The sequence below is a fragment of the Roseateles rivi genome (assembly GCF_043555845.1).
GTDB lineage: Bacteria > Pseudomonadota > Gammaproteobacteria > Burkholderiales > Burkholderiaceae_C > Roseateles > Roseateles rivi.
Genome location: NZ_JBIGHZ010000003.1, coordinates 250,399 through 275,268, shown reverse-complemented (window position 1 = coordinate 275,268; position 24,870 = coordinate 250,399). Strand labels below are relative to the sequence as shown.

Here is a 24,870-nt window from a genome sequence, read left to right as displayed (position 1 = left end):
TTGCCCCATGAGCAAGCAAATCCGCAACATCGCCATCATCGCCCACGTGGACCATGGCAAAACCACCCTGGTGGACCAACTGCTGCGCCAAAGCGGCACCTTCGCAGACCACGAAAAGGTGGGCGAATGCGTGATGGACTCCAACGCGATTGAAAAAGAGCGGGGCATCACCATCCTGGCCAAGAACTGCGCCGTGCGTTGGCAGGACACCCACATCAACATCGTCGACACCCCGGGCCACGCGGACTTCGGCGGCGAGGTGGAGCGTGCGCTGTCCATGGTCGACGGTGTAGTGCTCTTGATCGATGCGCAAGAAGGCCCCATGCCCCAGACGCGCTTCGTCACCAAGAAAGCCCTGGCACTGGGCCTGCGCCCGATTCTGGTGGTGAACAAGGTGGACAAGCCCGGCGCCAAGCCCGATGCCGTGATCAACGCAGCCTTTGACTTGTTCGACAAGCTCGGCGCGACTGACGAACAGCTGGACTTCCCCATCGTCTATGCCTCGGGCATCAACGGCTGGTCGTCGCTGGAAGAGGGCGAGCCTGGTGCGCAGTGGGGCCCGGACATGTCGGCCCTGTTTGAAACCATCTTGAAGCATGTGCCGCCGCACGCAGGTGACCCCAGCGCGCCGCTGCAGCTGCAGATTTCCTCGCTGGACTATTCCTCCTTCGTGGGCCGCATCGGCGTGGGTCGCATCAACGCTGGCACCATCAAGCCCGGACAAGACGTGCTGGTGATGGAAGGCCCCGAGGGCAAGACCATCAAGGGCCGCATCAATCAGGTGCTGAAGTTCCAAGGTCTGGACCGCATGCAGGTGCAGGAAGCTGGCCCTGGCGACATCGTGCTGATCAACGGCATTGAAGACATTGGCATTGGCGTGACGGTGACCGAACCGGCCAACCCCCAGCCTCTGCCCATGCTCATGATTGACGAGCCCACCCTGACCATGAACTTCTGCGTCAACACCTCGCCCTTGGCGGGGCGTGAGGGCAAGTTCGTGACCAGCCGCCAGATCTGGGACCGCCTGCAAAAAGAGCTGCAGCACAACGTGGCCCTGCGCGTGAAAGAAACCAGCGAAGACGGCGTGTTTGAAGTCTCCGGTCGCGGTGAATTGCACCTGACCATCTTGCTGGAGAACATGCGCCGCGAGGGCTATGAGCTGGCCGTGGGCAAGCCGCGTGTGGTGTTCAAGGACATCGACGGCGTGAAGTGCGAGCCTATCGAGCTGGTGACCGTGGACATGGAAGAAGGCCACCAAGGCGGCGTGATGCAGGCCCTGGGCGAGCGCAAGGGCGAGCTGGTGAATATGGAGCCGGACGGCCGCGGTCGCGTGCGTCTGGAGTACCGCATTCCGGCGCGTGGCCTGATTGGCTTCTCCACCGAGTTCCTGAACCTGACGCGCGGCTCGGGCCTGATGTCCAGCCTGTTTGACGGCTACGAAGCTCACCGTGGTGACATCGGCAGCCGCAAGAACGGTGTGCTGATCTCCATGGACGCCGGTGAAATCTTCACCTACGCCCTGGGCAAGCTGGACGACCGTGGCCGCATGTTCGTCAAGGCCGGTGACCCGGTGTACGAGGGCATGATCGTGGGCGTGCACAACCGCGAGAACGACCTGGTGGTCAACGCCACGCGTACCAAGCAGCTCACCAACTTCCGCGTCAGCGGCAAGGAAGATGCCATCAAGATCACGCCGCCCATTGACTTGACGCTGGAGTACGGTGTCGAGTTCATCGAGGACGACGAGCTGGTGGAAATCACCCCCAAGAGCGTCCGCCTGCGCAAGCGCTACCTCGTCGAGCACGAGCGCAAGCGCATGGCTCGCGAAAGCTCTGCGGGCTGATTGCTTTTGGCCCTGTGCGCAACACTGCCCCGCCCAGCATCTCATCGATGAGCCGCCACCGCGCTGTGGCGCTGATGCTCTTGGTGACGCTGCTGTGGAGCAGCGCCGGGGTGGTGGCCCGCCACCTGCAGGCCGCGCAGGGCTTTGAAGTCACCTTCTGGCGCAGCGCCTTCACGGCGCTTTTCATGGCGCTGGCGCTGACGCATTTGCAGGGGCGGCGCTGGCTGCGCAGCGTCTTGAAAGCGCCAAGGGCCGTGTGGCTGTCGGGTCTGTGCTGGGCGGTGATGTTCACGGCCTTTATGCAGGCCATCATGCTCACACGCGTGGCCAATGTGCTGGTCACCATGGCCCTGGGGCCTTTGCTCACTGCGCTGTTTGCGCGGCTGTTTTTGCAGCACCGCATGCCCACCCACACCTGGTGGGCCATGGCCCTTGGTAGTGCCGGTGTGGCGCTGATGTTTGCGCTGCAGATGGACATGGGCGCACAACACTGGCGGGGTATGCTCATTGCGTTGGCCGTGCCCTTGGCGGCTGCCACCAACTGGACGGTGCTGCAGCACAAAGCGCGGGCCGCTTCCGCCTCTGCCGATGAACCTGACACCATGTTGTGCGCGCTGTGGATGGGCGCGTTGGCCTCAGCTTTGTTCACGGGCGCGGTGATGCTGTTCTCGCGCTGGAGCTGGTCGGCCACACCGCAGGATTTGCTGCTGCTGGGTGGGCTGGGGCTGTTTCAGCTGGTCCTGCCTTGTTTGCTGGTGGTGCGCCTGAGCCGTGAGTTGCCCGCGCCGGAGATCGCCCTGCTGGGCTTGTTGGAAGTGGTGCTGGGCGTGCTGTGGGCATGGTGGGGCGCGGGTGAGGCGCCAGCGGCTGCCAGCCTGATCGGTGGTGGTATGGTTTTGGCTGCTTTGGCGTTCAACGAAGCCATCAACATCCGGGCCGCACGCTGAGTGCAGCGCATCCGGGCTGTTGCGACAGGAAGCGATTGATTCGAGGGAGTTCAACGATGTCTGACAAGCTGCTGCCCCCGCTGTGTTCAAACGGGGAGGTTTTGGCCCGAGTTCAGGGTGTTGTGGGTTTGATCACCCTCAACCGCCCCCAGGCCCTCAATGCCCTGTCGCTGGCGATGGTGCGCGACATCACGACTTTGCTGCTGCATTGGGGCTCATGCCCGCAGGTGCAGGCCGTGGTGTTCATCGGCCAAGGCCGAGAGGGCAAGGCACCAGCTTTTTGCGCTGGGGGTGACATCCGATTTTTCCATCAGGCGGCGTTGGCCCAAGACCCACGGCTGGAAGACTTCTTCACTGAGGAATACCGGCTCAACCACCTCATTCACGAATACACCAAGCCCACCATTGCCCTGATGGACGGTGTGGCGATGGGCGGCGGCATGGGGCTGGCCCAGGGCTGCAAGCTGCGCGTGGTGTCCGATCAATCCCGCCTGGCCATGCCCGAGACCCATATCGGGTTGTTCCCTGATGTGGGTGGCGGCTACTTCCTCTCGCGTTGCCCCGGTCATGCGGGCCAATGGCTGGCACTCACCGGGCAGGTGCTGGGCGCGGGTGATGCCATTGAGCTGGGTCTGGCCGATGTCTATGTGCCCCAAGGCGAAATGCCTGGGCTTTTGGCGGCCTTGCATGAGGGCGAACAGAACTCCGCCGAGCGCGTGGTGGCCACCGTGATGGAGCGTGTGGACCTGGCGCCGCCGCTGCAGCACTGGGTGGAGCAAGCCCGTATCAACAAGCACTTCAGCGCGCCCAATGTTCATGAATTGCTGCACCGCCTGGAGGCAGACACCAGCCCTTGGGCTGCGCATACCCTGGCGGTGTTGCGGCAGCGCTCACCGCTGATGCTGGCCGTGACGCTGGAGCAGCTGCGGCGCGCGCGCGGGCAGGGCTTGGCGCAGGAGCTGCGCATGGAGCGCGATATGGTCCACCACTGCTTCCACGCCCGGCCCGGTGCCGCCAGCGAGACGGTGGAGGGCATCCGGGCTTTGGCCGTGGACAAAGACCATGCGCCGCGTTGGAACCCTGCGACTTCGGATGAGGTGCATGAAGCCCAAGTAGCGGTGTTTTTCCAAAGCCCCTGGGCCACCCATGAACATCCCTTGCGGGACCTGAGCTGAGTCGCCTCCGGTCTTTGGCCCGGGCTATTGCATGGTGGTGTAGGACGTGGCCCCGCCAAACAGCGAGTCTCTGAAGCTCAGCGAGCGGTTTTGCATCTCACCCATGGCCCACATCAGAATGGCCTGGGCCGACATGGGGCGGGCAAAGAGGTAGCCCTGGAATTCGTCACAGCCCAGGGCCAGCAAGGCATTTTGCTGGCGCTCGGTTTCTACGCCCTCGGCCACCACGCGCAGGCCCAGGGCATGGGCCAGCTTGACCACCGCATCGACCACGGCGCGTGCGTCGGGGCTGGTGTCAACATCCACCACGAAAGAGCGGTCAATCTTGAGCTCGCTGGCGGGCAGCTGGCGCAAATAGCTCAGGCTGGAGTAGCCCGTGCCGAAGTCGTCGATGGACAGGTGCACACCCAATTGGCCCAGCCGCCGGAAGGTCTCTTGCGTGGCGGCCGTGTCCTCCATGGATACCGATTCGGTGATCTCGCAGGTCAAGAGCGAGGGGTGAATGCGGCATTCGGCCAAAGCGTCTTGCAGTCGGTTGACGATATCAGCCTGGCGCATTTGGTGCGCTGAGAGGTTGATGGCCACACGCATGCGCAGCCCATGCTGGCGCCACTGCTGGGCCTGCCGGCAGGCGGCAGAGATGACCCAATTGCCCAACTCGCGCATAAAGCCAAAGCGTTCAGCCACGGGGATGAACTGATCGGGCGGCACCATGCCACGCGTGGGGTGGCGCCAGCGCAGCAGCGCCTCAGCTGCCGTGACCTGGCCGCTGGCGGCGTCGATCTTGGGTTGGAAGAACAGCTCCAGCTCGTCGCGCTCCAGCGCTTTGCGCAGGTCTTGCAGCAGTTCCAGTTGATCACGCGCATCGTTGCCCATACGGGGCTCGAACCAGATGCAGCAGGCGCCGCCCAGGCGTTTGGCGGCTTGCTTGGCTGCCAGTGCGCTGCGCAGAAGTTGCGAGGGGCCACCGTGGTCGGGGTAGAGCGCCATGCCCACGGAGGAGGTCAAGATCACCTCATTGCCTTGCACCATGAAAGGTTGTGCCAGTGCTTGCTGCAGCTGCTCTGTCAGCTGCGTGATGGGCGCGCGCTGCGTGCTGCAGGGGAGCATGAGCACAAAGTCGTCCGCACCAATGCGCCCAGCGCTGCCCTGGGTACCGATGAAGCCATTGATGCGCCGCGCAGTCTCACGCAGCACTTCGTCACCCGCATCGTGCCCAAAGCTGGCATTGATGGGGCCAAAGCCATCCAGGTTGAATGACAAAACCGCCAGCCCGCTCTGGGTCCTGTCTGCATCCAAGACCGCCAGCCCCAGGGCTTCTTCCAGCCCAATACGGCTGAGCATGTGGGTCAAGGGGTCGGTGCTTGGTGCAAGCTGCTGTGTGGCATGCGCGTCAGTGCCGTGGGCTGGGAGCTGCTGGCGGTAGTGCAGGGCCAGCAACAAGATGGCGATGGCCCCCACGCAAGTCATCAACAGCCCTTCGCTGCGCTCCGAGGCCGCCACATGAGGCAACAGCAAGCCATTGATCCACACGGCTGGCAGGACCACCAAAGCTCCCAAACCCAGGCGGCTGGTCATGGTTTGCCAGCGCGGCGCATCGACCAGCAGCAACACCGCCAAGCCAGCATATTGCAGGCCTGCGGCGGCGGTGCATGCGGGTAAGAGCCATTGAGCTCCGCTCAGGGGCGAATGCCCAACAGGTCTGGCCCAGGACAGCAAGATCAACCAGCTCAACAATCCCCCCAGCCCCCAAGCTACGGCTCCTAGGCCTACCAAGGCGCGAGGTGCAATGCGTGCATGCCAAGGCTTATGGGCTGAAGGGGCCTCAGGTTCGGTGGCATCGTGCTGGAACCAGTGCAAACGCCAGGCTGGCAGCAGCACAGGCCAGGTTGCTGCGCTGAGGCAGGCCGCCAGCAAAGGCAGCCATGCTGAACTCAAGCCCTGCAGCAGCCAGGGACAGATCAAGGCGTAATGCAGCTGCACCACGCTGAGCCACAGGGTGCGGTTGGTCTGGCTATCCGCAGGAAGGGAACTGAGCGTGCGCAAGGCATCGATCGCTGTCAGCAACAGGCACAGGGACACCAAGCTGGTGATCACCAAATACAGGATCATGGGCGCATCGTTGTGGTCAGGGAGAGGGCATGGTTCGCGTGTCTTGGAGTGATTCTGTGGCTTCCCGAGATGGGTGATGCGTTGAAAAAACGGAGAAATTCGGCATGTCCGTGAAAACCCACCAGTACCCCGCGGTTGCAGGGTGGCGCGGGCAATTGCGGAGCCCAGGGCAGGGCAGCCGCGGTAAAAGCACTGCTCAATAGGTGGCGCCAGGGGCGGATGGCTCGGCCCGGCTCTGTATTTGTCTGCCCCATTTCTCGCGCCGACGATGCCCGGTTCCCCAATCACCGCGTTGCCCCTGCCCAGACTTCGGAGTGCAAAGTCCAAGGTCAGTCCGGAGTCCCAGAGCGGGCCGAATGTGCAGCGCCTGGCTTTACCGCGCCTTCTGATGCAACGCGTGAGTTGGGTGGCTGCGGGCGGTTTGCTGCTGTTGCTGTTGGGTGCCGGGGTGGGCATGCGCATGGATGCCCAGCGTGAAATGGAAGCGACCTTAGCCCTGGTGCGGCTGCAACAAGCACTCCATGAGCTGCAGCAACAAGGGCTGCAGCCGACGGCGCTGGCGGCCCTGCAGAAGCTGCCGCTGCGCCACATGAGTTTGGAGCTGTTCGATGCCCAGGGGCAGCAGCGCTTGGTGGTGGGGCGGCCTGCGGTGACGCTGCCAGCGTGGGCACACGCATTGTGGGGGCGCGGTGTGCAGCATCTCGATGTGGGCGTGCCTTTGCCAGACGGCCAACGTGGCGTGGCCAGATTCAGCACCTCCCCAGACAGTGAGCTGCTGGAGGCCGGCGGCAATGTGTTGGGCTTGCTGTTGATCCTAGCGGGGGTGGTCTTGCTGTGCACCTGGGTGATGCGAGGCGTGCTGGCGCGCACCCTCGCGCCCTTGGCGCAGTTGGCGCATGCGATTGAGGGCATTGAACGCCAGCAACCCCAATGGCTGGCGCAGCTGCCCCCCATGCCTGTGGCTGAGTTCGAGCTGATTGCACAGGCCCTGCGCCAGCTGGTGCAGGCCCAGGAACAGGCCCAGAGCGCACGGCGCGTGCTGGCGCACCGGCTGCTGTGTTTGCAGGAAGACGAACGCCAGCGCGTGGCGCGCGACCTGCACGACGAAACCGGCCAGTGCCTGACTGCGCTGCGGGTGGACGTGCACTGGCTGCAGCGCCAGCCCCATCGCTCGGCCCAAGTGGAGCAGGTGCTGCAAGACGTGGGCGCGCATGTGAGTGCATTGCAGACCGGTGTGCGTCACCTGCTCAGGCGGCTGCGCCCACAAGGGATGTCCGTCCAAGGTGAGAGCCCGCCTGCGCAGACGCTGGGTCGTTTGAGTCAGATGGTGGAGCAGCTGCTGCAAGGCTGGCGTGCTGCCGCCCACCCCGAGCGCCCACAGCTGCACTTTGAGCTGCGGGCCGAAGATGGACTGAGTACGGCCTTGCTGGAGGTGGTGCTGCCCGGTGAGCTGTTGCTGGGCCTCTACCGCATCACCCAAGAGGCGCTGACCAACGTCATGCGCCACGCCCAGGCCCAGCAGGCTTGGGTGCACATCAGCCATGACCCCAAGCGCCGTCAGCTGCGCTGGCGTGTGGTTGATGACGGCTTGGGGCTGCAAGGGGGTCTTGATGCCGCGCTGTGCCGCGGCAGCGGGCTGGCGGGCGTGAAAGAGCGCGTGTGGGTGCTGGGCGGCGCCTTCAGTGCGGACAGCGGCTTGCAGGGCCGCGGGCTGGCGCTGCAAGCTTGGTTTGCGCTGCCCGCGCACAGCGCTGCTGCCGATGAAGTACAGCAAGGGCAGCCGAGATGATCAGCGTCGCCCTGGTGGACGACCACGCTGTGGTGCGCACGGGCTACCGGCGCTTTCTGGAGCTGGAGGGCATGCGCGTTGCACTGGAGGCGGCTGACGCCGAAGCCGCCTACGCTGCGCTGCTCGCGCAGCCCGTGCTGCCCGAGGTGTTGATTTTCGACCTGGAACTGCCTGGCTGCAGCGGCCTGGAGCTGACGCGGCGTGTGCGTGCACGCTGGCCCCAGGCGCGCGTGCTGGTGTTCAGCATGCACGACGATGCGGCCACCGTGGCGCAGGCCCTGGCTGCCGGGGCCTTGGGCTTTGTGACCAAGTGCAGCGCGCCACCCGAGATGGTGTCGGCCGTGCGTGAAGTGGCCGCCGGGCGCCGCGCCTTGGCCGCAGATTTGCAGCAGCGCCTGCAGCAAGAACCGCCCCCGCAGGCGGTGCTGTCGGTACGCGAGTTCGAGGTGCTGCAAGCCCTGGCGGATGGCAAGCGCGTGGAGCAGATCGCGCGCGACCTCTGCCTGAGCCCCAAAACCGTGGCCAACTACCAAACCAGCATTCGCCAAAAACTCGGTGTGAATACGCCTCTAGAGCTGCTGAGGTTCGCGCGCACAGGAAAACCACTCCTTGAGTGACCTGAAATTTTTTTGGTGTCACTTGGTGCTATCGATAGCCCGTGGATCAGGGGGGGTCCTAATGCGTGAATTTATTCACGCATTAGCATGGGGTCTCACTCGAACAAACCCATGAGGAGATCGCTGATGAGTGCGTACATCAAAGTGGCAGTACTTGTTCTGGCCAGTGGATTTGGTGCGCTGTCGATGGCCAAAGACTTGGCCATCGGGAGCAAGGTGGGGTATTACGACCCGTCCCAAATCGCGCCAAACACGTCCAATACCTCCGCGCCCTCGAACTGGCGAATGACGGACGGACAGCTGTTCAATGGGGTGCGCATGGACGGTGTGGCTCGCATCGCTTTCGACAGCGACGGCAGCCTGAATAATGGATCGTATATTTGCTCTGGCACTTTGCTCGGCGGTGGGCAATATGTATTGACGGCTGCGCACTGTGCTGACAATTTCAATGTCATGTCGGTGCAGTTTGGTGTCTACAACAATGTGGCCAAAGTGACGTCTGCCGTAGAGCAGGCTTATGTGCACCCAAAGTGGGATGGCAGTCTGGGTACGGGTGCGGATATTGCAATCATTAAGCTCTCGGCGCCCGTGAGCAATATCCAAGGATTCAATATAAGTACCACCAACGATCTGGGTAAAACCATGCTCATCACGGGCTATGGTTCGACGACCACCGGGTCCTCGCAGTCCGGTTCAAATTGGAATGACTGGGGTTGGGGGCATTGGGCCTACAACGATGCTGATGTCAGCGGGCGTCAACTGGATGCGGCGTGGGATCCTGGGAACTCATACACCTACTTTGGGGAAGAGTACCTGTTTGACTTTGACAATGGCACTCAAACCAACAATGCCTTGGCGCGCGTGGGTGAGCAATTTGGCGTGAATTGGGACAGCAATACGGGTCAAGGTGCCAACGAAGGCCTGATTGCCGGTGGTGATTCTGGCGGCGCTGATTTTGTTTGGAATGGCACGGAGTGGCTCATCAGCGGTGTTCATTCCTACGGCTACTACAGCCTTTGCACCAGCGCTGGTGTGACCCCGACCTGCGATACCAGCGTCGGTGCGGGTGGCGCCAACGGGGACTGGGGGAACAACACCAGCTTTGGCGATGTCAGCGGTTCTACCGCTGTCTACGCCCAGGCGGAGTGGATCAACTCCGTCATCAATGCGCCTGTGCCCGAGCCCACCACCTGGGCACTGATGCTGGCGGGTGTGGGCCTGATGGGTTGCGTGTCGCGCCGTCGCCGCCAGGATTGATCGGGACTTGAGGTGGCGGTAGTGGCGGGCAGGTGCTTCTGGGCATCTGCCCGTTAGCTTTTGGGGTGGGTGAATCGGCTCAGAAGTCGTAATTCAGCCCCAGCAGCCATTGGCGTGGCGCACCGGGTGCGGCAAAGCGGCTGTGTTGCAGCGGGTAGTCGCCCGCGCTGTTGCGGGCAAAGGGCCGGGCGCGGAAGTTGCCTTGCGCGTCAAAGCCCGTGGGCCCGAGCTGGGCGGCGCTGCTGTAGCGGCGGTCCAGCGCATTGTTCACCTGCAAGGACAGGCTCCAGGCGCCAGCACGCTTGAAGCGTACGCCCAGGTTCAGCACGCCATACCCCGGGTTGCGGCCCGAGCCCAAGTAGTAGAGCCCGTCGGCCTCGTGCTGGCCGTTTTCATTGCCACGCGCCGTGCTGCTGCCCACGCCTTGCCAGTCCATGCTGAGCGACCATTCCGGGTTGAGCTGCCAGTCCAGACCGAGCTTGGCCAGCTGCTTGGGCAGCAGAGGAATGCGGTCGCCCGGGCGGATGTCGATCACCCCGTCCACACCGGGCAGGCCATCCTCCACGGCGCTGTTGTTGCTCGAATTGGAGCTGCCATTGACGCGCTCGGCACTGCGGTAGGTGGCTTGCAGCCAGGTGTAGTTCAGCGTCAGCTGCAGGCCCGCCATGGGCTGCGCCTGCATGCTGGCTTCTAGGCCTTGGCGCCGTGTCTTGCCGAAGTTTTTGAAGTAGCCAAAGCCGCTGGTGTCGTCGGCCACAAAGAGCAGGTCGTCGCGGTTGTCCGCGCGAAACAGCCCCAGGCTCCACTGCAGGTGGCGCGGTGTCCCCCCGCGCAGGCCCAGGTCCCAATGCGTGGTGCGCACCTGTTTGAGCGGCGGGTCGCCGGCAAAGGCGTTGGGCAGTTTGCAGGGCGATTGCGGGTCGGCGCAGCCCAGCTCCACAGAGGAGGGCGCGCGGCTGCCCTGGCCCACATAGGCCCAGGCTTGCAGCCCAGCGAGCGGGCTGAAGCTCAAGCCCAGGCTGGGGTTGAAGCGCGCGAAGCGGTGCTCCCCATCCAGCGAGCCCACGCCGCCGCCGGGATGGATGGCGTCGTGGTTGCTCAGGTCTTGCCGGTTGTAGCGCCCGGCCAGGCTCAGGTGGGTGCTGCGGCTCAAGCTCAGCGTGGTGCTCACCCAGGCGCTGGCGGTGCGGGTGCGCCCGCTGAGGTCCACGCGGGTGTCGTAAGGTTCACCGTCCACCGTGCCGCCGCGCACACCATCACCCCAGGCCCCCACGCCCACCACGCCGCGCTCGGGGGTCAGGTAGCCCAGCTCGGCGCTTTGCTGAAAGGCCACACGGCTTTGCTCCAGCGCCAGCCCCAGGGCCGATTGGGCAGTCCAGCCCCAGAACTGGCCTTGGTGAGAGAGCTGCAGTTGCACGCCGCCTTGGCGCTGGGTGCTCTGTGTGTGGTTGAGCAGCGCGTTGCACTTTTCGGCGGGCTCATCCAGGAGCAAAGCGTTCGCAATACAGCGCCAGCGCGGGAAGGGTGTGTTGGCGGCATTCTCGCCAGCTGTCGGGAAGCCGCTGTAGCCCGCAGCGGCGAGCGCGTCGCGTTCTGCCGCATTGGGCTGATAGAGGCTTTGATCCAGCGAATCGTCGTTGATGTCGCCGTTGAAGGTGCGCGTGCTGATGCGCCGCCCCCAGAGGTTGGCGTTGAGCGACAGCGCTGAGCTGAGCTGCTGCTGCAGGCTCAGGTTCATGAGCAGAGAGCGGTTTTGGGTGGTGTCGGGTTGGGTGTAGACGCTGGCCCAGTCGCGCGCCAGCAGGCGTTCTTCTTGCAGGCCGTTGCCGTTGAGTGTGCTGCGCGCGGCGGCCAGGGTGAGCTTGACGTGGGTGTTGTCGTGCTCATGCCCCAGCTTGGCGAAGAACTGCTGCGCACGGGAGGGGGAGGCTGCCCGCCAGCCCTGTTCCTCAAAGTGCGAGACGGTGGCGTAGCCGTGCAGCGCGGCCTGGCCAGCACCCCACTCCATGCCGCCCAGGCGGCGTGCCCCATGCCCCGCATTGAGCCAGGCGCGGCCACCCGGTGCGTTCAGCCCATCTTTGGTTTGAATGCTGATGGCGCCGCCCAGCGTGTTGAGCCCAAACAGCGGGTTGGCGCCGGGCATCAGCGCCACCGAGGCAATGGCTGCTGTGGGCAGCAAATCCCAGCTCACCACATCGCCAAAGGCCTGGTTCAGGCGCATGCCATCCATGTAAATCGACAAACCCTGCGCCGAGCCCAGCAGCGGCGAGGCGCTATAGCCGCGGAAGTTCACATCCACCTGCAGCGGGTTGCCTTGCACTTCGTTGAGCGTCACGCTGCCCAGGCGCCGACCCATGTGCGCGCTGAGGTCCAAGGCCTGGCTGCGCTGCAAATCTTCAGCGCGCAGCAACTGCACGGGCAGCGGGATTTGCTCGCGCGTCAAGCCCAAACCCGGCATGGGCGAACTGCCCACCACTTCGGTGCGGGGCAGGGTGGGCGGGTTGTCGCTTTGGGCCAGAGCCTGCAGGCCCAAACCCTGAGACAAGGCCAAAACCAGAAGGGTGGGGCGAAGCGAAGTGCGGGCAGGTGAGGTGCGCATGGGTCGGTGGGCGGCGATGTGGCGGACACCTTCACCCTAGGGCTCAGCCTGCTGCACGCACAGGGAAAAATTCCTGTCGTGGGGGCGGGCTGTCGCCGCGGCGTCACAGGGGCAGACCCGAGGAGTGCGGGCGCTTTCCCGCACCGCGGCTGGGGCCAAGCCCCCTGGGCTAGACTTCCGGCCCTTTTGAACCCATTGCTGAGAGCCCCCGATGTCATCGAGCGAAGCCGCCGTTTTGCAAGCCCTACAGGGCGTGGTTGATCCCAACACTGGCGCGCCCCTCATCGGTGGCCGCGCCCTCAAGCAGGTGCAGTTCAAGGACGGCGGCGTGCAAATCGCTGTCGATTTGGCCTACCCCGCTGCCACCGAGCACGAGGCCCTGCGCGCCCTGGTGGTGCAAGCCCTGCAGGGGCTGCCTGAGGGGGGGCGTGTGGAGGTGAACTTCCGCACCGAGGTGCAGGCCCATGCCGTGCAGCGCGGCGTGGCGCTTTTGCCGGGTGTGAAGAACATCATTGCCGTGGCCTCAGGCAAGGGCGGTGTGGGCAAAAGCACCACAGCGGCCAATCTGGCACTGGCGCTGGCCGCAGACGGCGCGCGCGTGGGCCTGCTGGACGCCGACATCTACGGCCCCAGCGTGCCCACCCTCATGGGCGTGAAGGGTCGGCCTGAAAGCCTGGACGGCAAAACCATGGAGCCCCTGCTGGCCCACGGTCTGCAGCTCATGTCCATTGGCTTTTTGGTTGACGAAGAGCAGGCCATGATCTGGCGCGGCCCCATGGCCACCAGCACGCTGGAGCAGCTGCTGCGCCAAACACGCTGGCAGGATTTGGACTACCTCATCGTCGACATGCCTCCCGGCACGGGCGACATCCAGCTCACGCTCTCGCAGCGCGTGCCCGTCACCGGCGCGGTGATCGTGACCACCCCCCAAGACATCGCCTTGGCCGACGCCAAAAAGGGCGTGACCATGTTCCAGAAAGTCGGCGTGCCCATTCTGGGCGTGGTGGAGAACATGGCCGTGCATGTGTGCTCGCAATGCGGGCATGCCGAGCACATTTTTGGCAGCGGCGGCGCCGCACGGCTGGCCCAGCAGTTCGGGGCCGAGTTGCTCGGCGAGCTGCCCCTGGCCTTGGCCATACGCGAACAAGCCGACGCGGGCTGCCCCACCGTGGTGGCGCAGCCCCAGAGCGAGCACGCGCGCCGCTACCGTGCCATCGCACGGCGCGTGGCCGTCAAGCTGGCCGCGCAGAGCAAGGATTACTCCTCCAAATTCCCCACCATCACCATCTCGAAAAACAGCTGATGGGGTGCGGCGCCAGCCCGCGCCTGTGGGCTGTGTGCTCAGCCGTGGATATAGCTCTGCAGCTGGGCGATGGTGAGCTCGTCGTCGGCAATGATGTCGTCCATGAGGTCACGGATGGAAATCATGCCCAGCACCTGGTTGTTTTCCACCACCGGCAAATGGCGGAATTTGCGCTGGCTCATGAGCTGCATGCAGGCCCGCACATCGGTGCTGGGTGGAACGACCATGACCGAGGGTGTCATGATCTCGTGCACCAGGGTGCGGCGTGAGTCGCGCCCTTGCAGCGCCACCTTGCGCGTGTAGTCGCGCTCGGAAAACATACCGAGGAGCTGGTCGCCCTGCATGACCATCAGCGCACCGACGTCATACTCGGCCAGCAGGTGCAGGGCGTCAAACACCGTGCGCTCGGGCGTGACACGCCATGTGGCTGAGGGGGCTTTTTTGAGTAGTTCCGAAACCGGTCGCATGCTACCTCCGCGGCAGGGTGGCTAAGAAAGTCGTCAGCGCTCACAGTCCAAGCGCTGCCGCCCTGGTGCTGACGATAGACTGCCGTGGCCCCCACCGCAAGCCTTGTGCAGGCCTGACTGCGCCCATTCGCTAAGCACGGACCCCAATTTTTGCCATGAGTACCCAACCTCTCTTTCCCCCAGTGCAAGCCGAGGCCCCTATGGACCCAGCCCGCCAGCGCGCTCAGGCCCTGCGCGAGGCGCTGCACCACCATGCCCACCGCTACTACGTGCTGGATGCCCCAGAGATCACCGACGCGCAGTACGACCAGCTTTTCCAAGAGCTGCAGGCCCTGGAGGCCGCGCACCCAGTGCTGCGCACGCCAGACTCGCCCACGCAGCGCGTGTTGGGCGCCGTGCTCGATGGCTTTGCGCCCGTGCGCCACGCCGTGCCCATGCTCTCCATCCGCACCGAAACCGACACCACAGCTGGCGGCGCGCAAGCCTTTGATGCACGCATTCGCCGCGAGTTGGAGTTGGGCGAGGGCGCTGAGGACGTGCAATACAGCACCGAATTGAAGTTCGATGGCTTGGCCATCAATCTGCGCTATGAATTTGGGCGCCTGGTGCAGGCCGCCACGCGTGGCGACGGCGAAACCGGCGAAGACGTGACGCAGAACATCCGGGGCATCGGCCAGATCCCCTTGCGGCTTCAAGGTGCCGACGCGCAGGCCGCCGCCGTGATCGAGGTGCGCGGCGAGGTCTATATGCGGCGTGACGACTTCGAGCGCCTGAACGAGCGCCAGCGCCAGGCGGGGGACAAAACCTTTGTCAACCCGCGCAATGCAGCGGCCGGTGCGGTGCGCCAGCTCGACCCAGCGCTGTCGCGCAAGCGCCCACTGAGCTTTTTTGCCTACGGCCTGGGCGACGTGCAAGGCTGGACGCTGCCACCCACCCACGCCCAAGTGCTCGATGCGTTGCACGCCATGGGCCTGCCTGTTTGCCAGGAGCGCGCCGTGGTGGCAGGGGCAGAGGGCCTTTTGAGCTTTCACCAGCGCGTGGGCGCGCAGCGCGATGCACTGCCTTTTGACATCGACGGCGTGGTCTACAAAGTCAACCGCCTGGACTTGCAGCGGCGCCTGGGTTTTGTCACGCGCGAACCGCGCTGGGCCGTGGCGCACAAATACCCGGCGCAGGAGATGGTCACTGTGCTCAACACCATCGAGGTGCAAGTCGGGCGCACCGGCAAGCTCACGCCTGTGGCCAAGCTCGAACCCGTGTTTGTGGGCGGCACCACGGTGAGCAACGCCACGCTGCACAACGTGTTTGAGCTGCGCCGCAAAGGCGTGCGCGTGGGCGACCAAGTCATCGTGCGCCGCGCGGGCGACGTCATTCCCGAGGTGGTGGGTCGCATCCCAGGCGCGCGCGCCCAGTACGTGCCCAACTTCCACATGCCGCGCAGCTGCCCGGTGTGCGACAGCGCCGTGGTGCGTGAACGCGGCGGCATGGACCACCGCTGCAGCGGCGGCATCTACTGCCCGGCCCAGCGCAAGCAGGCCTTGCTGCACTTTGCCTCGCGCCGCGCCATGGACATCGAAGGCCTGGGCGACAAGCTGGTGGACCAGTTGGTCGACGGCGGCTTGGTGACGAGCCTGGCAGGCCTCTACAGCCTGCAGCTGGCGCAGCTCGCGGGGCTGGAGCGCATGGCCGAGAAGAGCGCGCAAAACCTCATCGATGCGCTGGAGCGCAGCAAGGCCACCACGCTGGGGCGCTTTCTGTTCGCCCTGGGCGTACGCCAGGTGGGCGAAACCACGGCCAAGGACTTGGCGCGCCACTTCGGTCAGCTCGATGCGCTCATGGCCGCCGATGAGGCCCAGCTGCTGGCCGTGCGCGATGTGGGCCCCATCGTGGCGCGCAGCATCCACGCCTTCTTCGCCCAGCCGCACAACCGCGAGGTGGTGGCGCAGCTGCGCGAGGCCGGTGTGAGCTGGGCGGAATCCGACGGCACGCAGAAAGACGCGGGGCCCCAGCCCCTGGTGGGCAAGACGCTGGTGCTCACCGGCACGCTGCCCACGTTGGGGCGCGACGAAGCCAAGGCCTTGATCGAGGCCGCAGGCGGCAAGGTCAGCGGCTCGGTCTCCAAGAAAACGCACTTTGTGGTGGCGGGCGAGGCCGCTGGCTCCAAGCTGGACAAGGCCCAGGAGCTGGGCCTGACCGTGCTGGACGAAGCCGGGCTGCTGGCCTTGCTGCAGTCGCCACCGGCAGTGACCTGAGCGGGGCTGCTCAGCACTCGGTGCCGCTTCTACAATCTCGCCGTTGCCGCCTTCGGGCGGCGTTCAAATAACGCAATCACACACAGGGTTCTCATGCAAGTTCACGCATCCATCTTCAAGGCTTACGACATTCGCGGCGTGGTCGGTACCACTCTGGACGAACAACTGGCCGAACACCTGGGGCGTGCCTTCGGGACGGAAGCGGTGAAGGCGGGCGAGAAGGCCGTGGCCGTGGGCCGCGATGGCCGCCTCTCCGGCCCGGGCCTGGTGGCCGCACTGGTGCGCGGTCTGCGCTCCACGGGCCTGGACGTGGTGGACCTGGGTGCCGTCACCACCCCCATGCTCTATTACGTCGCCGCCACGCGCGGCGTGCACGGCTGCAGCAGCGGCATTCAAGTCACCGGCAGCCACAACCCCAAGGACTACAACGGCTTCAAGATGGTGCTCAAGGGCGCTGCCGTGTTTGGCGAGCAAATCCAAGGCCTGCGCCAGCGCATCGAAGCCGAAGACTACGTGGTGGCAGCACAGGCGGGCCGTGTGGCCGAAATGAACATCGTGCCCGAGTACCAGCACCGCATCGTCAGCGACGCCAAGCTCGCTCGCCCCATGAAGGTGGTGGTGGACAGCGGCAACGGCATCCCTGGTGCCACCGCTCCGGCCATTTTGCGCGCCCTGGGCTGCGAGGTGGTGGACATCTACTCCAAGGTCGATGGCGATTTTCCCAACCACCACCCCGATCCCTCGCGCCCTGAAAACCTCGAAGACCTGCGCCGCATCGTGCACGCCTGTGACGCCGAGCTGGGGCTGGCTTTTGATGGTGACGGCGACCGTCTGGGCATCGTCACCAAAGACGGCACCATGATCATGCCGGACCGCCAAATCATGCTGCTGGCGGCCGACATCCTCAAGCGCCAGCCCGGTTCGCAAATCATTTTTGACGTCAAGTGCAGCCAGCGCCTGGGTCCCTGGATTCGCGAACACGGCGGCGAGCCGCTGATGTGGATGACGGGCCACTCCCTGGCCAAGGCCAAGCTCAAGGAAACCGGCGCACCGCTGGCCGGTGAGCTCTCGGGCCACATCTTCTTTGCCGAGCGCTGGTACGGTTTTGACGACGCCATGTACACCGCCGCGCGCATGCTGGAAATTCTCTCCCGCTTTGAGGACCCCAGCGCCGTGCTGCACGCCCTGCCCAACAGCATCAACACGCCCGAACTGAACGTGGCCTGCGCTGAAGGCGAGCACCACGAGGTGGTCAAGCAGCTCAAGGAAATTGCCGAATTCCCTGGCGCCAAAGAGGTGGTGACCATCGACGGTCTGCGCGTGGAGTACGAAGACGGCTTCGGCCTGGTGCGCCCCTCCAACACCACGCCGGTGCTGGTGCTGCGCTTTGAAGGCCACACCGAGGCGGCGCTGGAGCGCATCCGCGAAGCGATGCTGACCCAGCTGCGCCGCGTCAAGCCTGAGCTGCACTTCAGCGCTGGGCACTGAGCGTCGGTGTCCATGCCATTGAGCGGGCGCGAGCGCCTGGCGCTGTGGGTCTACAGCGCTTTGCTGCGCCTGCTCACACCGCTGTATTTTTTGCGCCTGCTGGCGCGCAGCCGAGCCGAGCCGCTCTACCGCGCCCACTGGCTGGAGCGCCTGGGCTGCGGTGCGGCCACCGCGCCCGGTGCGGTGTGGGTGCATGCGGTGTCTCTGGGTGAAACACGCGCTGCCGAGCCCCTGCTGGCGGCCCTGCGTGCGGCCCACCCGGGGCTGCGCCTGCTGCTGACGCACAGCACCGCCACGGGGCGTGCGGCGGGTCAACCCCTGCTGCGCGAGGGTGACGCACAGCGCTGGCTGCCGCTGGACACGCCCGGCGCCGTGGCGCGTTTTCTCAAGCGTCACCGCCCCTTGCTGGGCGTGCTGATGGAAACCGAGATCTGGCCCAATCTGCAGCGCGCCGCCACTCAGGCAGGCGTGCCCATGGTGTTGGCCAATGCGCGGCTCTCCGAGCGCAGCCTGCGCCGTGGCCAGCGGCTGCACGCGCTCCTGGCGCCCGCGGCACGCAGCCTGCATGCGGCACTGGCGCAAAGCGCGGCAGATGCCCAGCGCCTGCGCCAAGCCGGGGTGGCTGAGGTGCAGGTTTGCGGCAATCTCAAATTCGACATGCGACCCAATGCGGCCTTGTTGGCGCAGGGCCAGCGCTGGCGCGCGCAGCTGGACCGCCCGGTGCTGCTGCTGGCCGTCTCGCGCGAGGGCGAGGAAGCCGCTTTGCTGCAGGTCTGGCGCCAGCACTTTGCGCAGCAGGGTCAGGGCAGGGCGCCTTTGCTGCTGCTGGTGCCGCGCCACCCACAGCGTTTTGACGAGGTGGCCGCACTGGTTCAGGCCTCGTCTTGGACGCTGCAGCGCCGAAGCCACTGGGCCGATGAATTGCCACTACAAATCTCGCAGGTCGATGTGTGCCTGGGCGACTCTCTGCGGGAAATGCCGCTCTACTACGGGCTGGCCGATGTGGCTTTGCTGGGCGGCAGTTTTGAGCCTCTGGGCGGGCAAAACCTCATCGAGGCTGCAGCCTGCGCCTGCCCGTTGCTGATGGGGCCGCACACCTTCAATTTTGCGCAGGCGGCGGAACTGGCTTTGCAAGCTGGCGCGGCGCGGCGTTGTGCCGATGTGCCCAGCGCTGTGCAGCAGGCCTTGCAGCTGCTGGAGCAGCCTGCGGCCTTGCAGAGCATGCGAGAGGCCGCGCTGCAGTTCGCCGCAGCCCACCAAGGCGCGGCGCAGCGCAGCGTGCAGCTGCTGCAGCCTCTGCTCAAGAAGGCGTAGACGGTGCGTTGACGCGCTTTAGCGGTGGCGTTGTTGCCAGCTGGCTTGCTCGCAGCTGGGGTCGTCGCAGAGCTCACAGCGCCAGGGTCGCTGGGCCAGTGCGTCTTGGCTCAGCAAGCGGCTGAACAGCCCGCTGGCTTGGGGCTTGTCTGGGCTTGTGGCGGCGCCCAAGCTGTTGAGCCAGGGGCGAAGGGCACGCAAGGCCTGGTCCAGGCGCTGCTGCTGCGAGCCGCCAATGCGGGCATAGCTCAGCCCATGCTGGCGCAGGCGCTGGCACAAGAGCCTGTCGGCCGCGCGGCGCGCCTCGGGGCCGTCACGCTGGATGCCATCGGCCTGCCAGGGTAGATCGGGTGTGAGCAACAGGCGCTGCGGGTACTGGCGCTCTTGTGTGAGCGCCCAGGGCCACAGTGTGCTGTCGTCAAAAATCAGCTCGCTGTACAAGGCCGTCATGTAGGCCGTGGTGTCGGCCAGCACCACGTCGTGGTTTTGGCAGGCGGCTTCAATGCGCTGGGCCTGCATGCGGGCAATTTGCACTTGCTCTTGCGGCTGCGGCGTGCGGCCCTGAGCTTGGCACCAGCTGCGCAGGTGTTCATCCACCACGGTGCAGCGCAGGTCTGTGTGTGCTTGCAGGTGCGCACACAAGGCCTGGGCCAGCGTGGATTTGCCGGTGCATTCAGCCCCCAGCAGCGCAATGCACTGGCCCATGGCGGCCTCAGGGGCGGGGTTCAAGCTCGGGACCTTTGGGCTGAGCCTGGCGCAGGCGCTCCCATAGCAGCCAGCCCCAAACCGAGAGCGGCACAAACAGCGCGTACAGCACCACGGTCAGCCAAAAGCCTTTGAGCGCGAAGAGGATGACGCTCACCACATTCACCAGCACCCACACCGCCCAGTTGTCCTGGCGCTTGCGTGCCAGCAGCCACTGACCCAGCACGCTGCCCACGGTGGGAAGGGCGTCCCAGTAGGGCAGGGGCGAGTCGGTGGCTTGGTCCAAAAAGTAGCCCAGGAGAGGCCAGCAGCCCAGCACCAGCACGAGCGCTGCCAGCCGCTGGCGCGGGCTCAGGCGCGTGATGGGCAGGGGTGAGCCATCGGCGCTCACGCCGCGCAGCCACTGCGACCAGCCCCACAGCGCCAGGGCAATGAACATCAGCTGCAGCACGGCCTCGGCATAGAGCTTGCCGTGCCAAAACAGATAGCCGTAGAGCAGCGAACTCAAGGCGGCCAAGGGCCAGCCCAGGGGCTGCACGCGCATATTGCAGCGCACCATCCACAGTGACAGCACAAAGGCCAGCAGTTCCAGCCAGCTCACGGGTGAGCCCAGGGCCTGGAAGGCGGGAGCCAGGGCGAAGGAGAAGTCCAAAGCGAGGTGGGTTTCAGCGCTTGAGCTGAACAAAGATCTCGTCGGGCTTGATCAGGCCCAGCTCCTGCCGGGCCTTTTCTTCGACCATCTCAAGCCCCTCGCGCAAGTCCTGGAGTTCGGCTTGCAGCTGGGCGTTGCGCTGGCGCGCTTGATCGTTGGCGGCGAGCTGGGTTTGCAAGTCTTGCCGCAGCTGGGCAACACGCGCCACCCCACCTTTGCCACCCCAGAGTTGAACCAGGATGGCAAGAACGAACGCGCTGAGGATGGCAACCAGAGTCTTCACGCCAGACAGTGTAGCGGTAGGACTGGAACTCGCCGTTCCGCCCGATTTGGGGGGGGCGGGCACCGCCGCAAAAACGGCAGCGCCCACCGGGGGGACTGCTTAGCGCAGGTTGTAGAACGCAGCGCGGCCGGGGTAGACGGCGATGTCGCCCAGGTCTTCTTCGATGCGCAGCAGCTGGTTGTACTTGGCCATGCGGTCCGAGCGGCTCAGGCTGCCGGTCTTGATCTGACCTGCGTTCAAGCCCACGGCGATGTCGGAGATGGTGGAGTCTTCCGTCTCGCCCGAGCGGTGCGAGATCACGGCTGTGTAGCCCGCACGCTTGGCCATCTCGATGGCGGCGAAGGTTTCAGACAGGGTGCCGATCTGGTTGATCTTGATCAGGATCGAGTTGGCGATGCCCTTGTCGATGCCTTCCTTCAGGATCTTGGTGTTGGTCACGAACAGGTCGTCACCCACCAGCTGCACCTTGTCGCCCAGGCGCTCGGTGATGTGCTTCCAGCCGTCCCAGTCACCTTCGGCCATGCCGTCTTCGATGGAGATGATGGGGTACTTGTCCACCCAGGTGGCCAGCATGTCGGTCCATTGTTGGGCCGTCAGCGAGATGCCGCCTTCGCCTTCGAGCACGTACTGGCCGTCCTTGTAGAACTCGCTGGCAGCGCAGTCCAGACCCAGGGCGATTTGCTCACCCGCGGTGTAGCCGGCCTTGTCGATGGCTTCGAGGATCAGCTGGATGGCAGCTTCGTGGTTTTCCACGTTGGGCGCGAAACCACCTTCGTCACCCACGGCCGTGGACATGCCCTTGGCGTCGATGATCTTCTTCAAAGCGTGGAAGACTTCGGCGCCCCAGCGCAGGGCTTCGCGGAAGCTCGGTGCCCCCACGGGGATGATCATCAGCTCTTGCAGGTCCAGCGAGTTGTTCGCGTGGGCGCCGCCGTTGATGACGTTCATCATGGGCACGGGCAGTTGCACGCCGCCCATGCCACCGAAATAGCGGTACAAGGGCAGGCCGCTTTCTTCAGCAGCTGCGCGCGCCACAGCCATGGACACAGCCAGCATGGCGTTGGCGCCCAGGCGGCTCTTGTTGTCGGTGCCGTCGAGCTCGATCAGGGTCTTGTCCAGAAACGCTTGCTCAGAAGCGTCCAAGCCCAGCACGGCTTCGGAGATCTCGGTGTTGATGTGTTCCACGGCCTTGAGCACGCCCTTGCCCAGGTAGCGGGTCTTGTCGCCGTCACGCAATTCAATGGCTTCGCGCGAGCCGGTGGAGGCGCCGCTGGGCACAGCAGCGCGGCCCATCACGCCCGACTCCAGCAGTACGTCACATTCCACGGTGGGGTTGCCGCGGCTGTCCAGGATCTCGCGTCCGACGATGTCAACAATAGCGCTCATCGAGAAAGTCTCCGGTAGGAAGTTGATAACTTGTGTGAGTCCGACGCGCATGTTGCCAGCTGGGGGTTACGCGCGCAGAACAAGCGAAGCGGCGTGTCATGGCCGGCCCAACACTTTGCGGGCCAACCAGGCGCGCCCATCAGTTGAAGTCGTTCTCCAAGAGCGGCTGGCTCTTGACCACGCGGTCCAGGGCCACGAGCTGCTCGAGGAGCGCGCGCATGTGCTTGAGCGGCACGGCGTTGGGGCCGTCGGAGAAGGCCTCCGCGGGGCGCGGGTGGGTTTCCATGAACAGACCCGCCACGCCCACACCGACGCCAGCACGCGCCAGCACGGGCACCATCTCGCGCGCGCCGCCGCTGGTGGCGCCTTGGCCGCCGGGCTTTTGCACGGAGTGGGTGACATCAAACACCACGGGGGCGCCTGAGTTGCGCATCTCAGCCAGGCTGGTCATGTCGGCCACGAGGTTGTTGTAGCCGAAGCTCACGCCACGCTCACAGGCCAGGAAGCGGTCTTCCGACAGGCCCGCTTCGCGTGCGGCTTCACGGGCCTTGTCGATGACGTTCTTCATGTCCCAAGGCGCCAGGAACTGGCCCTTCTTGATGTTCACCGGCTTGCCGGACTTGGCCACGGCGCGGATGAAGTCCGTCTGGCGGCACAGAAAGGCGGGGGTCTGCAGCACGTCGACCACGGCGGCCACGGGGGCCACCTGGGCCTCGTCGTGCACATCGGTCAGGATGGGCAGTGCCAGCTGGCGGCGCACCTCGTCCAGGATCTTCAGGCCTGCGTCCATGCCAACACCACGCTTGCTGGTGCCGGAAGAACGGTTGGCCTTGTCGAAGGAGCCCTTGTAGATCAAGGGAATGCCCAGGGCCGTGCAAGCCTCCTTGAGCTGCCCCGCCACCTCGATGGAGAGCTCTTGGCTCTCGATCGAGCAGGTTCCGGCTATCAGGAAAAAGGGTTTGTCGAGGCCGACATCAAAGCCACACAGCTGCATCGCTTACTCCTCAGGCCTTGGCCTTGTGTTCCAGTGCGGCCTTGATGAAGGCGGTGAACAGCGGGTGCCCACCCCAGGGCGTGGACTTGAACTCGGGGTGGAATTGCACGCCCATATACCAGGGGTGCACATCGCGCGGCAGTTCAACGATTTCGGTCAGCTTCTCGCGCTGGGTGATGGCGGAGATCACCAAGCCCGCTTGCTGCAGCCGGTCGAGGTATTGCTCGTTGGCTTCGTAGCGGTGGCGGTGACGCTCGGTCACCACGGGGCCATAGATTTCATGCGCCAGCGTGCCGGGCTTGACGTCGGAGCTCTGTGCACCCAAACGCATGGTGCCGCCGAGGTCGGAGTGCTCGTCGCGCTTTTGGATGGAACCGTCGGCGTCTTGCCATTCGTCGATGAGGGCGATGACCTTGTGCGGTGCGTCGGCATCCATTTCGGAGCTGTGAGCTCCTGCAAGGCCGGCCACATGGCGGGCATATTCAATGGTGGCCACTTGCATGCCCAGGCAGATGCCGAGGTAGGGCACTTTGTGCTCGCGTGCAAACTGGGCCGCACGGATCTTGCCTTCCACGCCGCGCTTGCCAAAGCCGCCGGGCACCAGCACGGCGTCATATTGCGCCAGCTGCTTGATGTCACCATCTTCCAGCGACTCAGAGTCGATGTAGGTGATGTTGACGCGGGCGTGGTTGTGAATGCCGGCGTGACGCAGCGCCTCGTTGAGCGACTTGTACGAGTCCGACAGGTCGGTGTACTTGCCGCACATGGCGATGGTGACTTCGGTCTTGGGGTTCTCGACTTCGAAGACCAGGCTGTCCCAGCGTTTGAGATCGGTGGACTTGGTGTTGAGCTGCAGCTTGGTGCAGATCAACTGGTCAAGCCCCTGCTCGTGCAGGACGCGCGGCACCTTGTAGATGGTGTTGACGTCCCACATGGAAATCACACCGTACTCGGGCACGTTGGTGAAGAGGCTGATCTTCTCGCGCTCGTCATCGGGGATGCGGCGGTCGGCGCGGCACAGCAGCGCGTCGGGCTGGATGCCGATTTCGCGCAGCTTCTGCACCGTGTGCTGGGTGGGCTTGGTCTTGAGTTCGCCCGCCGCTGCAATCCAGGGCACATAGGTCAGGTGCACAAAAGCGGTGTTGGTGGGCCCGAGCTTGAGGCTCATCTGACGCGCGGCTTCGAGGAAGGGCAGCGACTCGATATCGCCCACCGTGCCGCCAATCTCCACAATGGCCACATCCACCGCTTCGGCCGTGCCTGCGCCCGCGCCGCGTTTGACGAAGTCTTGAATTTCGTTGGTGATGTGCGGGATGACTTGGACGGTTTTGCCCAAGTAGTCGCCCCGGCGTTCTTTTTCCAGAACGGACTTGTAGATTTGGCCGGTGGTGAAGTTGTTGGCCTTCTTCATCCGGGTGGTGATGAAGCGCTCGTAGTGACCCAGATCCAGATCGGTTTCTGCGCCGTCGTCTGTGACGAAGACTTCACCGTGCTGGAAGGGAGACATCGTGCCCGGATCCACGTTGATGTAGGGATCGAGCTTGATGAGGGTGACTTGAAGGCCGCGGGATTCGAGCAGGGCAGCCAGCGAGGCGGACGCAATGCCCTTGCCTAGCGAGGACACGACACCGCCCGTGACGAAGACGTACTTGGTCATTGTCTTGCAGCGTCTTGGAGGCCCACGCGA

General features: G+C 64.8%; 19 protein-coding genes. 10 read left to right on the top strand and 9 right to left on the bottom strand.

Annotated elements, in window-relative coordinates; translation table 11 throughout:
- The first annotated feature begins 7 nt into the window (after positions 1 to 7).
- From typA to ACG0Z6_RS08570, 3 genes are read left to right on the top strand one after another with little or no spacing between them, the layout of a single operon-like run.
- Positions 8 to 1,843: a translational GTPase TypA gene (typA, locus tag ACG0Z6_RS08580; RefSeq protein WP_394460405.1), complete on the top strand. Its 1,836-nt coding sequence runs from the start codon at positions 8 to 10 to the stop codon at positions 1,841 to 1,843.
- Between the two features lie 47 nt (positions 1,844 to 1,890).
- Positions 1,891 to 2,790, top strand: a complete 900-nt coding sequence (locus ACG0Z6_RS08575) for a DMT family transporter (protein ID WP_394460403.1) — start codon at positions 1,891 to 1,893, stop codon at positions 2,788 to 2,790.
- A 56-nt stretch (positions 2,791 to 2,846) separates the two neighbouring features.
- Positions 2,847 to 3,965 (top strand): enoyl-CoA hydratase/isomerase family protein, encoded by a 1,119-nt coding sequence (locus ACG0Z6_RS08570; RefSeq protein WP_394460401.1) that lies wholly within the window; start codon positions 2,847 to 2,849, stop codon positions 3,963 to 3,965.
- A gap of 24 nt (positions 3,966 to 3,989) precedes the next feature.
- Here ACG0Z6_RS08570 and ACG0Z6_RS08565 read toward each other — a convergent pair whose 3' ends face one another.
- Positions 3,990 to 6,077, bottom strand: a complete 2,088-nt coding sequence (locus tag ACG0Z6_RS08565; RefSeq protein ID WP_394460399.1) for a putative bifunctional diguanylate cyclase/phosphodiesterase — start codon at positions 6,075 to 6,077, stop codon at positions 3,990 to 3,992.
- A 388-nt stretch (positions 6,078 to 6,465) separates the two neighbouring features.
- Between ACG0Z6_RS08565 and ACG0Z6_RS08560 the strand changes: the two genes are divergently transcribed.
- The 3 genes from ACG0Z6_RS08560 (at position 6,466) to ACG0Z6_RS08550 (ending at position 9,740) form a co-directional block, all read left to right on the top strand.
- Positions 6,466 to 7,866, top strand: coding sequence for a sensor histidine kinase (locus ACG0Z6_RS08560; RefSeq protein WP_394460397.1), 1,401 nt, complete (start codon positions 6,466 to 6,468; stop codon positions 7,864 to 7,866).
- On the top strand, positions 7,863 to 8,483 hold the full coding sequence (locus ACG0Z6_RS08555; protein ID WP_394460395.1) for a response regulator: 621 nt from the start codon (positions 7,863 to 7,865) through the stop codon (positions 8,481 to 8,483). The genes ACG0Z6_RS08560 and ACG0Z6_RS08555 overlap by 4 nt, the downstream gene beginning before the upstream one ends.
- A 126-nt stretch (positions 8,484 to 8,609) precedes the next feature.
- The gene (locus tag ACG0Z6_RS08550; RefSeq protein ID WP_394460393.1) at positions 8,610 to 9,740 is read left to right on the top strand and encodes a trypsin-like serine protease; all 1,131 of its coding nucleotides are present in this window, start codon (positions 8,610 to 8,612) and stop codon (positions 9,738 to 9,740) included.
- A 79-nt stretch (positions 9,741 to 9,819) separates the two neighbouring features.
- Here the strand turns inward: ACG0Z6_RS08550 and ACG0Z6_RS08545 are convergent, their stop codons facing one another.
- Entirely contained in the window at positions 9,820 to 12,285 is a 2,466-nt protein-coding gene (locus ACG0Z6_RS08545; protein ID WP_394460391.1) for a TonB-dependent receptor, read from the bottom strand.
- Positions 12,286 to 12,550: 265 nt separating this feature from the next.
- Between ACG0Z6_RS08545 and apbC the strand changes: the two genes are divergently transcribed.
- Positions 12,551 to 13,642 (top strand): iron-sulfur cluster carrier protein ApbC, encoded by a 1,092-nt coding sequence (apbC, locus tag ACG0Z6_RS08540; RefSeq protein WP_394460389.1) that lies wholly within the window; start codon positions 12,551 to 12,553, stop codon positions 13,640 to 13,642.
- A gap of 38 nt (positions 13,643 to 13,680) precedes the next feature.
- Here apbC and ACG0Z6_RS08535 read toward each other — a convergent pair whose 3' ends face one another.
- A complete protein-coding gene (locus ACG0Z6_RS08535) occupies positions 13,681 to 14,109 on the bottom strand; it encodes a CBS domain-containing protein (RefSeq protein WP_394460388.1) in 429 nt (142 codons plus the stop codon).
- A 155-nt stretch (positions 14,110 to 14,264) separates the two neighbouring features.
- On the opposite strand from ACG0Z6_RS08535, the gene ligA reads away from it, so the two are divergent.
- The 3 genes from ligA to ACG0Z6_RS08520 all read left to right on the top strand — a co-directional run bounded on the left by ligA (position 14,265) and on the right by ACG0Z6_RS08520 (position 19,163).
- Entirely contained in the window at positions 14,265 to 16,361 is a 2,097-nt protein-coding gene (ligA, locus tag ACG0Z6_RS08530) for an NAD-dependent DNA ligase LigA (protein WP_394460386.1), read from the top strand.
- 93 nt (positions 16,362 to 16,454) lie between these two features.
- A complete protein-coding gene (locus ACG0Z6_RS08525; RefSeq protein WP_394460384.1) occupies positions 16,455 to 17,849 on the top strand; it encodes a phosphomannomutase/phosphoglucomutase in 1,395 nt (464 codons plus the stop codon).
- Positions 17,850 to 17,861: 12 nt separating this feature from the next.
- Positions 17,862 to 19,163 carry a 3-deoxy-D-manno-octulosonic acid transferase gene (locus ACG0Z6_RS08520; protein WP_394460996.1) on the top strand — a complete coding sequence of 434 codons (1,302 nt, stop codon included), beginning with the start codon at positions 17,862 to 17,864 and terminating at the stop codon, positions 19,161 to 19,163.
- Positions 19,164 to 19,181: 18 nt separating this feature from the next.
- On the opposite strand, the gene ACG0Z6_RS08515 is transcribed toward ACG0Z6_RS08520, so the two are convergent.
- The 6 genes from ACG0Z6_RS08515 to ACG0Z6_RS08490 form a co-directional block, all read right to left on the bottom strand.
- Positions 19,182 to 19,892, bottom strand: a complete 711-nt coding sequence (locus ACG0Z6_RS08515; protein WP_394460382.1) for an AAA family ATPase — start codon at positions 19,890 to 19,892, stop codon at positions 19,182 to 19,184.
- Positions 19,876 to 20,520 carry a nicotinamide riboside transporter PnuC gene (gene pnuC, locus ACG0Z6_RS08510; RefSeq protein WP_394460381.1) on the bottom strand — a complete coding sequence of 215 codons (645 nt, stop codon included), beginning with the start codon at positions 20,518 to 20,520 and terminating at the stop codon, positions 19,876 to 19,878. Before pnuC ends, ACG0Z6_RS08515 begins: the two co-directional genes overlap by 17 nt.
- 13 nt (positions 20,521 to 20,533) lie before the next feature.
- Positions 20,534 to 20,803, bottom strand: coding sequence for a septum formation initiator family protein (locus ACG0Z6_RS08505; RefSeq protein ID WP_394460380.1), 270 nt, complete (start codon positions 20,801 to 20,803; stop codon positions 20,534 to 20,536).
- A gap of 99 nt (positions 20,804 to 20,902) precedes the next feature.
- The gene (gene eno, locus ACG0Z6_RS08500; RefSeq protein WP_394460378.1) at positions 20,903 to 22,189 is read right to left on the bottom strand and encodes a phosphopyruvate hydratase; all 1,287 of its coding nucleotides are present in this window, start codon (positions 22,187 to 22,189) and stop codon (positions 20,903 to 20,905) included.
- A 139-nt stretch (positions 22,190 to 22,328) separates the two neighbouring features.
- Entirely contained in the window at positions 22,329 to 23,183 is an 855-nt protein-coding gene (gene kdsA, locus ACG0Z6_RS08495) for a 3-deoxy-8-phosphooctulonate synthase (RefSeq protein WP_394460376.1), read from the bottom strand.
- A 10-nt stretch (positions 23,184 to 23,193) separates the two neighbouring features.
- The gene (locus ACG0Z6_RS08490; RefSeq protein WP_394460374.1) at positions 23,194 to 24,840 is read right to left on the bottom strand and encodes a CTP synthase; all 1,647 of its coding nucleotides are present in this window, start codon (positions 24,838 to 24,840) and stop codon (positions 23,194 to 23,196) included.
- Positions 24,841 to 24,870: the final 30 nt, after the last annotated feature.

Excerpts from the sequence above, each read along its gene's own strand:
- ACG0Z6_RS08570 (WP_394460401.1), top strand. The coding sequence starts at position 2,847 with ATGTCTGACAAGCTGCTGCCCCCGCTGTGTTCAAACGGGGAGGTTTTG.
- apbC (WP_394460389.1), top strand. The coding sequence starts at position 12,551 with ATGTCATCGAGCGAAGCCGCCGTTTTGCAAGCCCTACAGGGCGTGGTT.
- kdsA (WP_394460376.1), bottom strand. The coding sequence starts at position 23,183 with ATGCAGCTGTGTGGCTTTGATGTCGGCCTCGACAAACCCTTTTTCCTG.
- ACG0Z6_RS08525 (WP_394460384.1), top strand. The coding sequence starts at position 16,455 with ATGCAAGTTCACGCATCCATCTTCAAGGCTTACGACATTCGCGGCGTG.
- eno (WP_394460378.1), bottom strand. The coding sequence starts at position 22,189 with ATGAGCGCTATTGTTGACATCGTCGGACGCGAGATCCTGGACAGCCGC.
- ACG0Z6_RS08535 (WP_394460388.1), bottom strand. The coding sequence starts at position 14,109 with ATGCGACCGGTTTCGGAACTACTCAAAAAAGCCCCCTCAGCCACATGG.
- ACG0Z6_RS08490 (WP_394460374.1), bottom strand. The coding sequence starts at position 24,840 with ATGACCAAGTACGTCTTCGTCACGGGCGGTGTCGTGTCCTCGCTAGGC.
- ACG0Z6_RS08575 (WP_394460403.1), top strand. The coding sequence starts at position 1,891 with ATGAGCCGCCACCGCGCTGTGGCGCTGATGCTCTTGGTGACGCTGCTG.
- ACG0Z6_RS08560 (WP_394460397.1), top strand. The coding sequence starts at position 6,466 with ATGCAACGCGTGAGTTGGGTGGCTGCGGGCGGTTTGCTGCTGTTGCTG.
- ligA (WP_394460386.1), top strand. The coding sequence starts at position 14,265 with ATGAGTACCCAACCTCTCTTTCCCCCAGTGCAAGCCGAGGCCCCTATG.
- ACG0Z6_RS08565 (WP_394460399.1), bottom strand. The coding sequence starts at position 6,077 with ATGATCCTGTATTTGGTGATCACCAGCTTGGTGTCCCTGTGCCTGTTG.
- ACG0Z6_RS08520 (WP_394460996.1), top strand. The coding sequence starts at position 17,862 with ATGCCATTGAGCGGGCGCGAGCGCCTGGCGCTGTGGGTCTACAGCGCT.
- ACG0Z6_RS08550 (WP_394460393.1), top strand. The coding sequence starts at position 8,610 with ATGAGTGCGTACATCAAAGTGGCAGTACTTGTTCTGGCCAGTGGATTT.
- ACG0Z6_RS08555 (WP_394460395.1), top strand. The coding sequence starts at position 7,863 with ATGATCAGCGTCGCCCTGGTGGACGACCACGCTGTGGTGCGCACGGGC.
- typA (WP_394460405.1), top strand. The coding sequence starts at position 8 with ATGAGCAAGCAAATCCGCAACATCGCCATCATCGCCCACGTGGACCAT.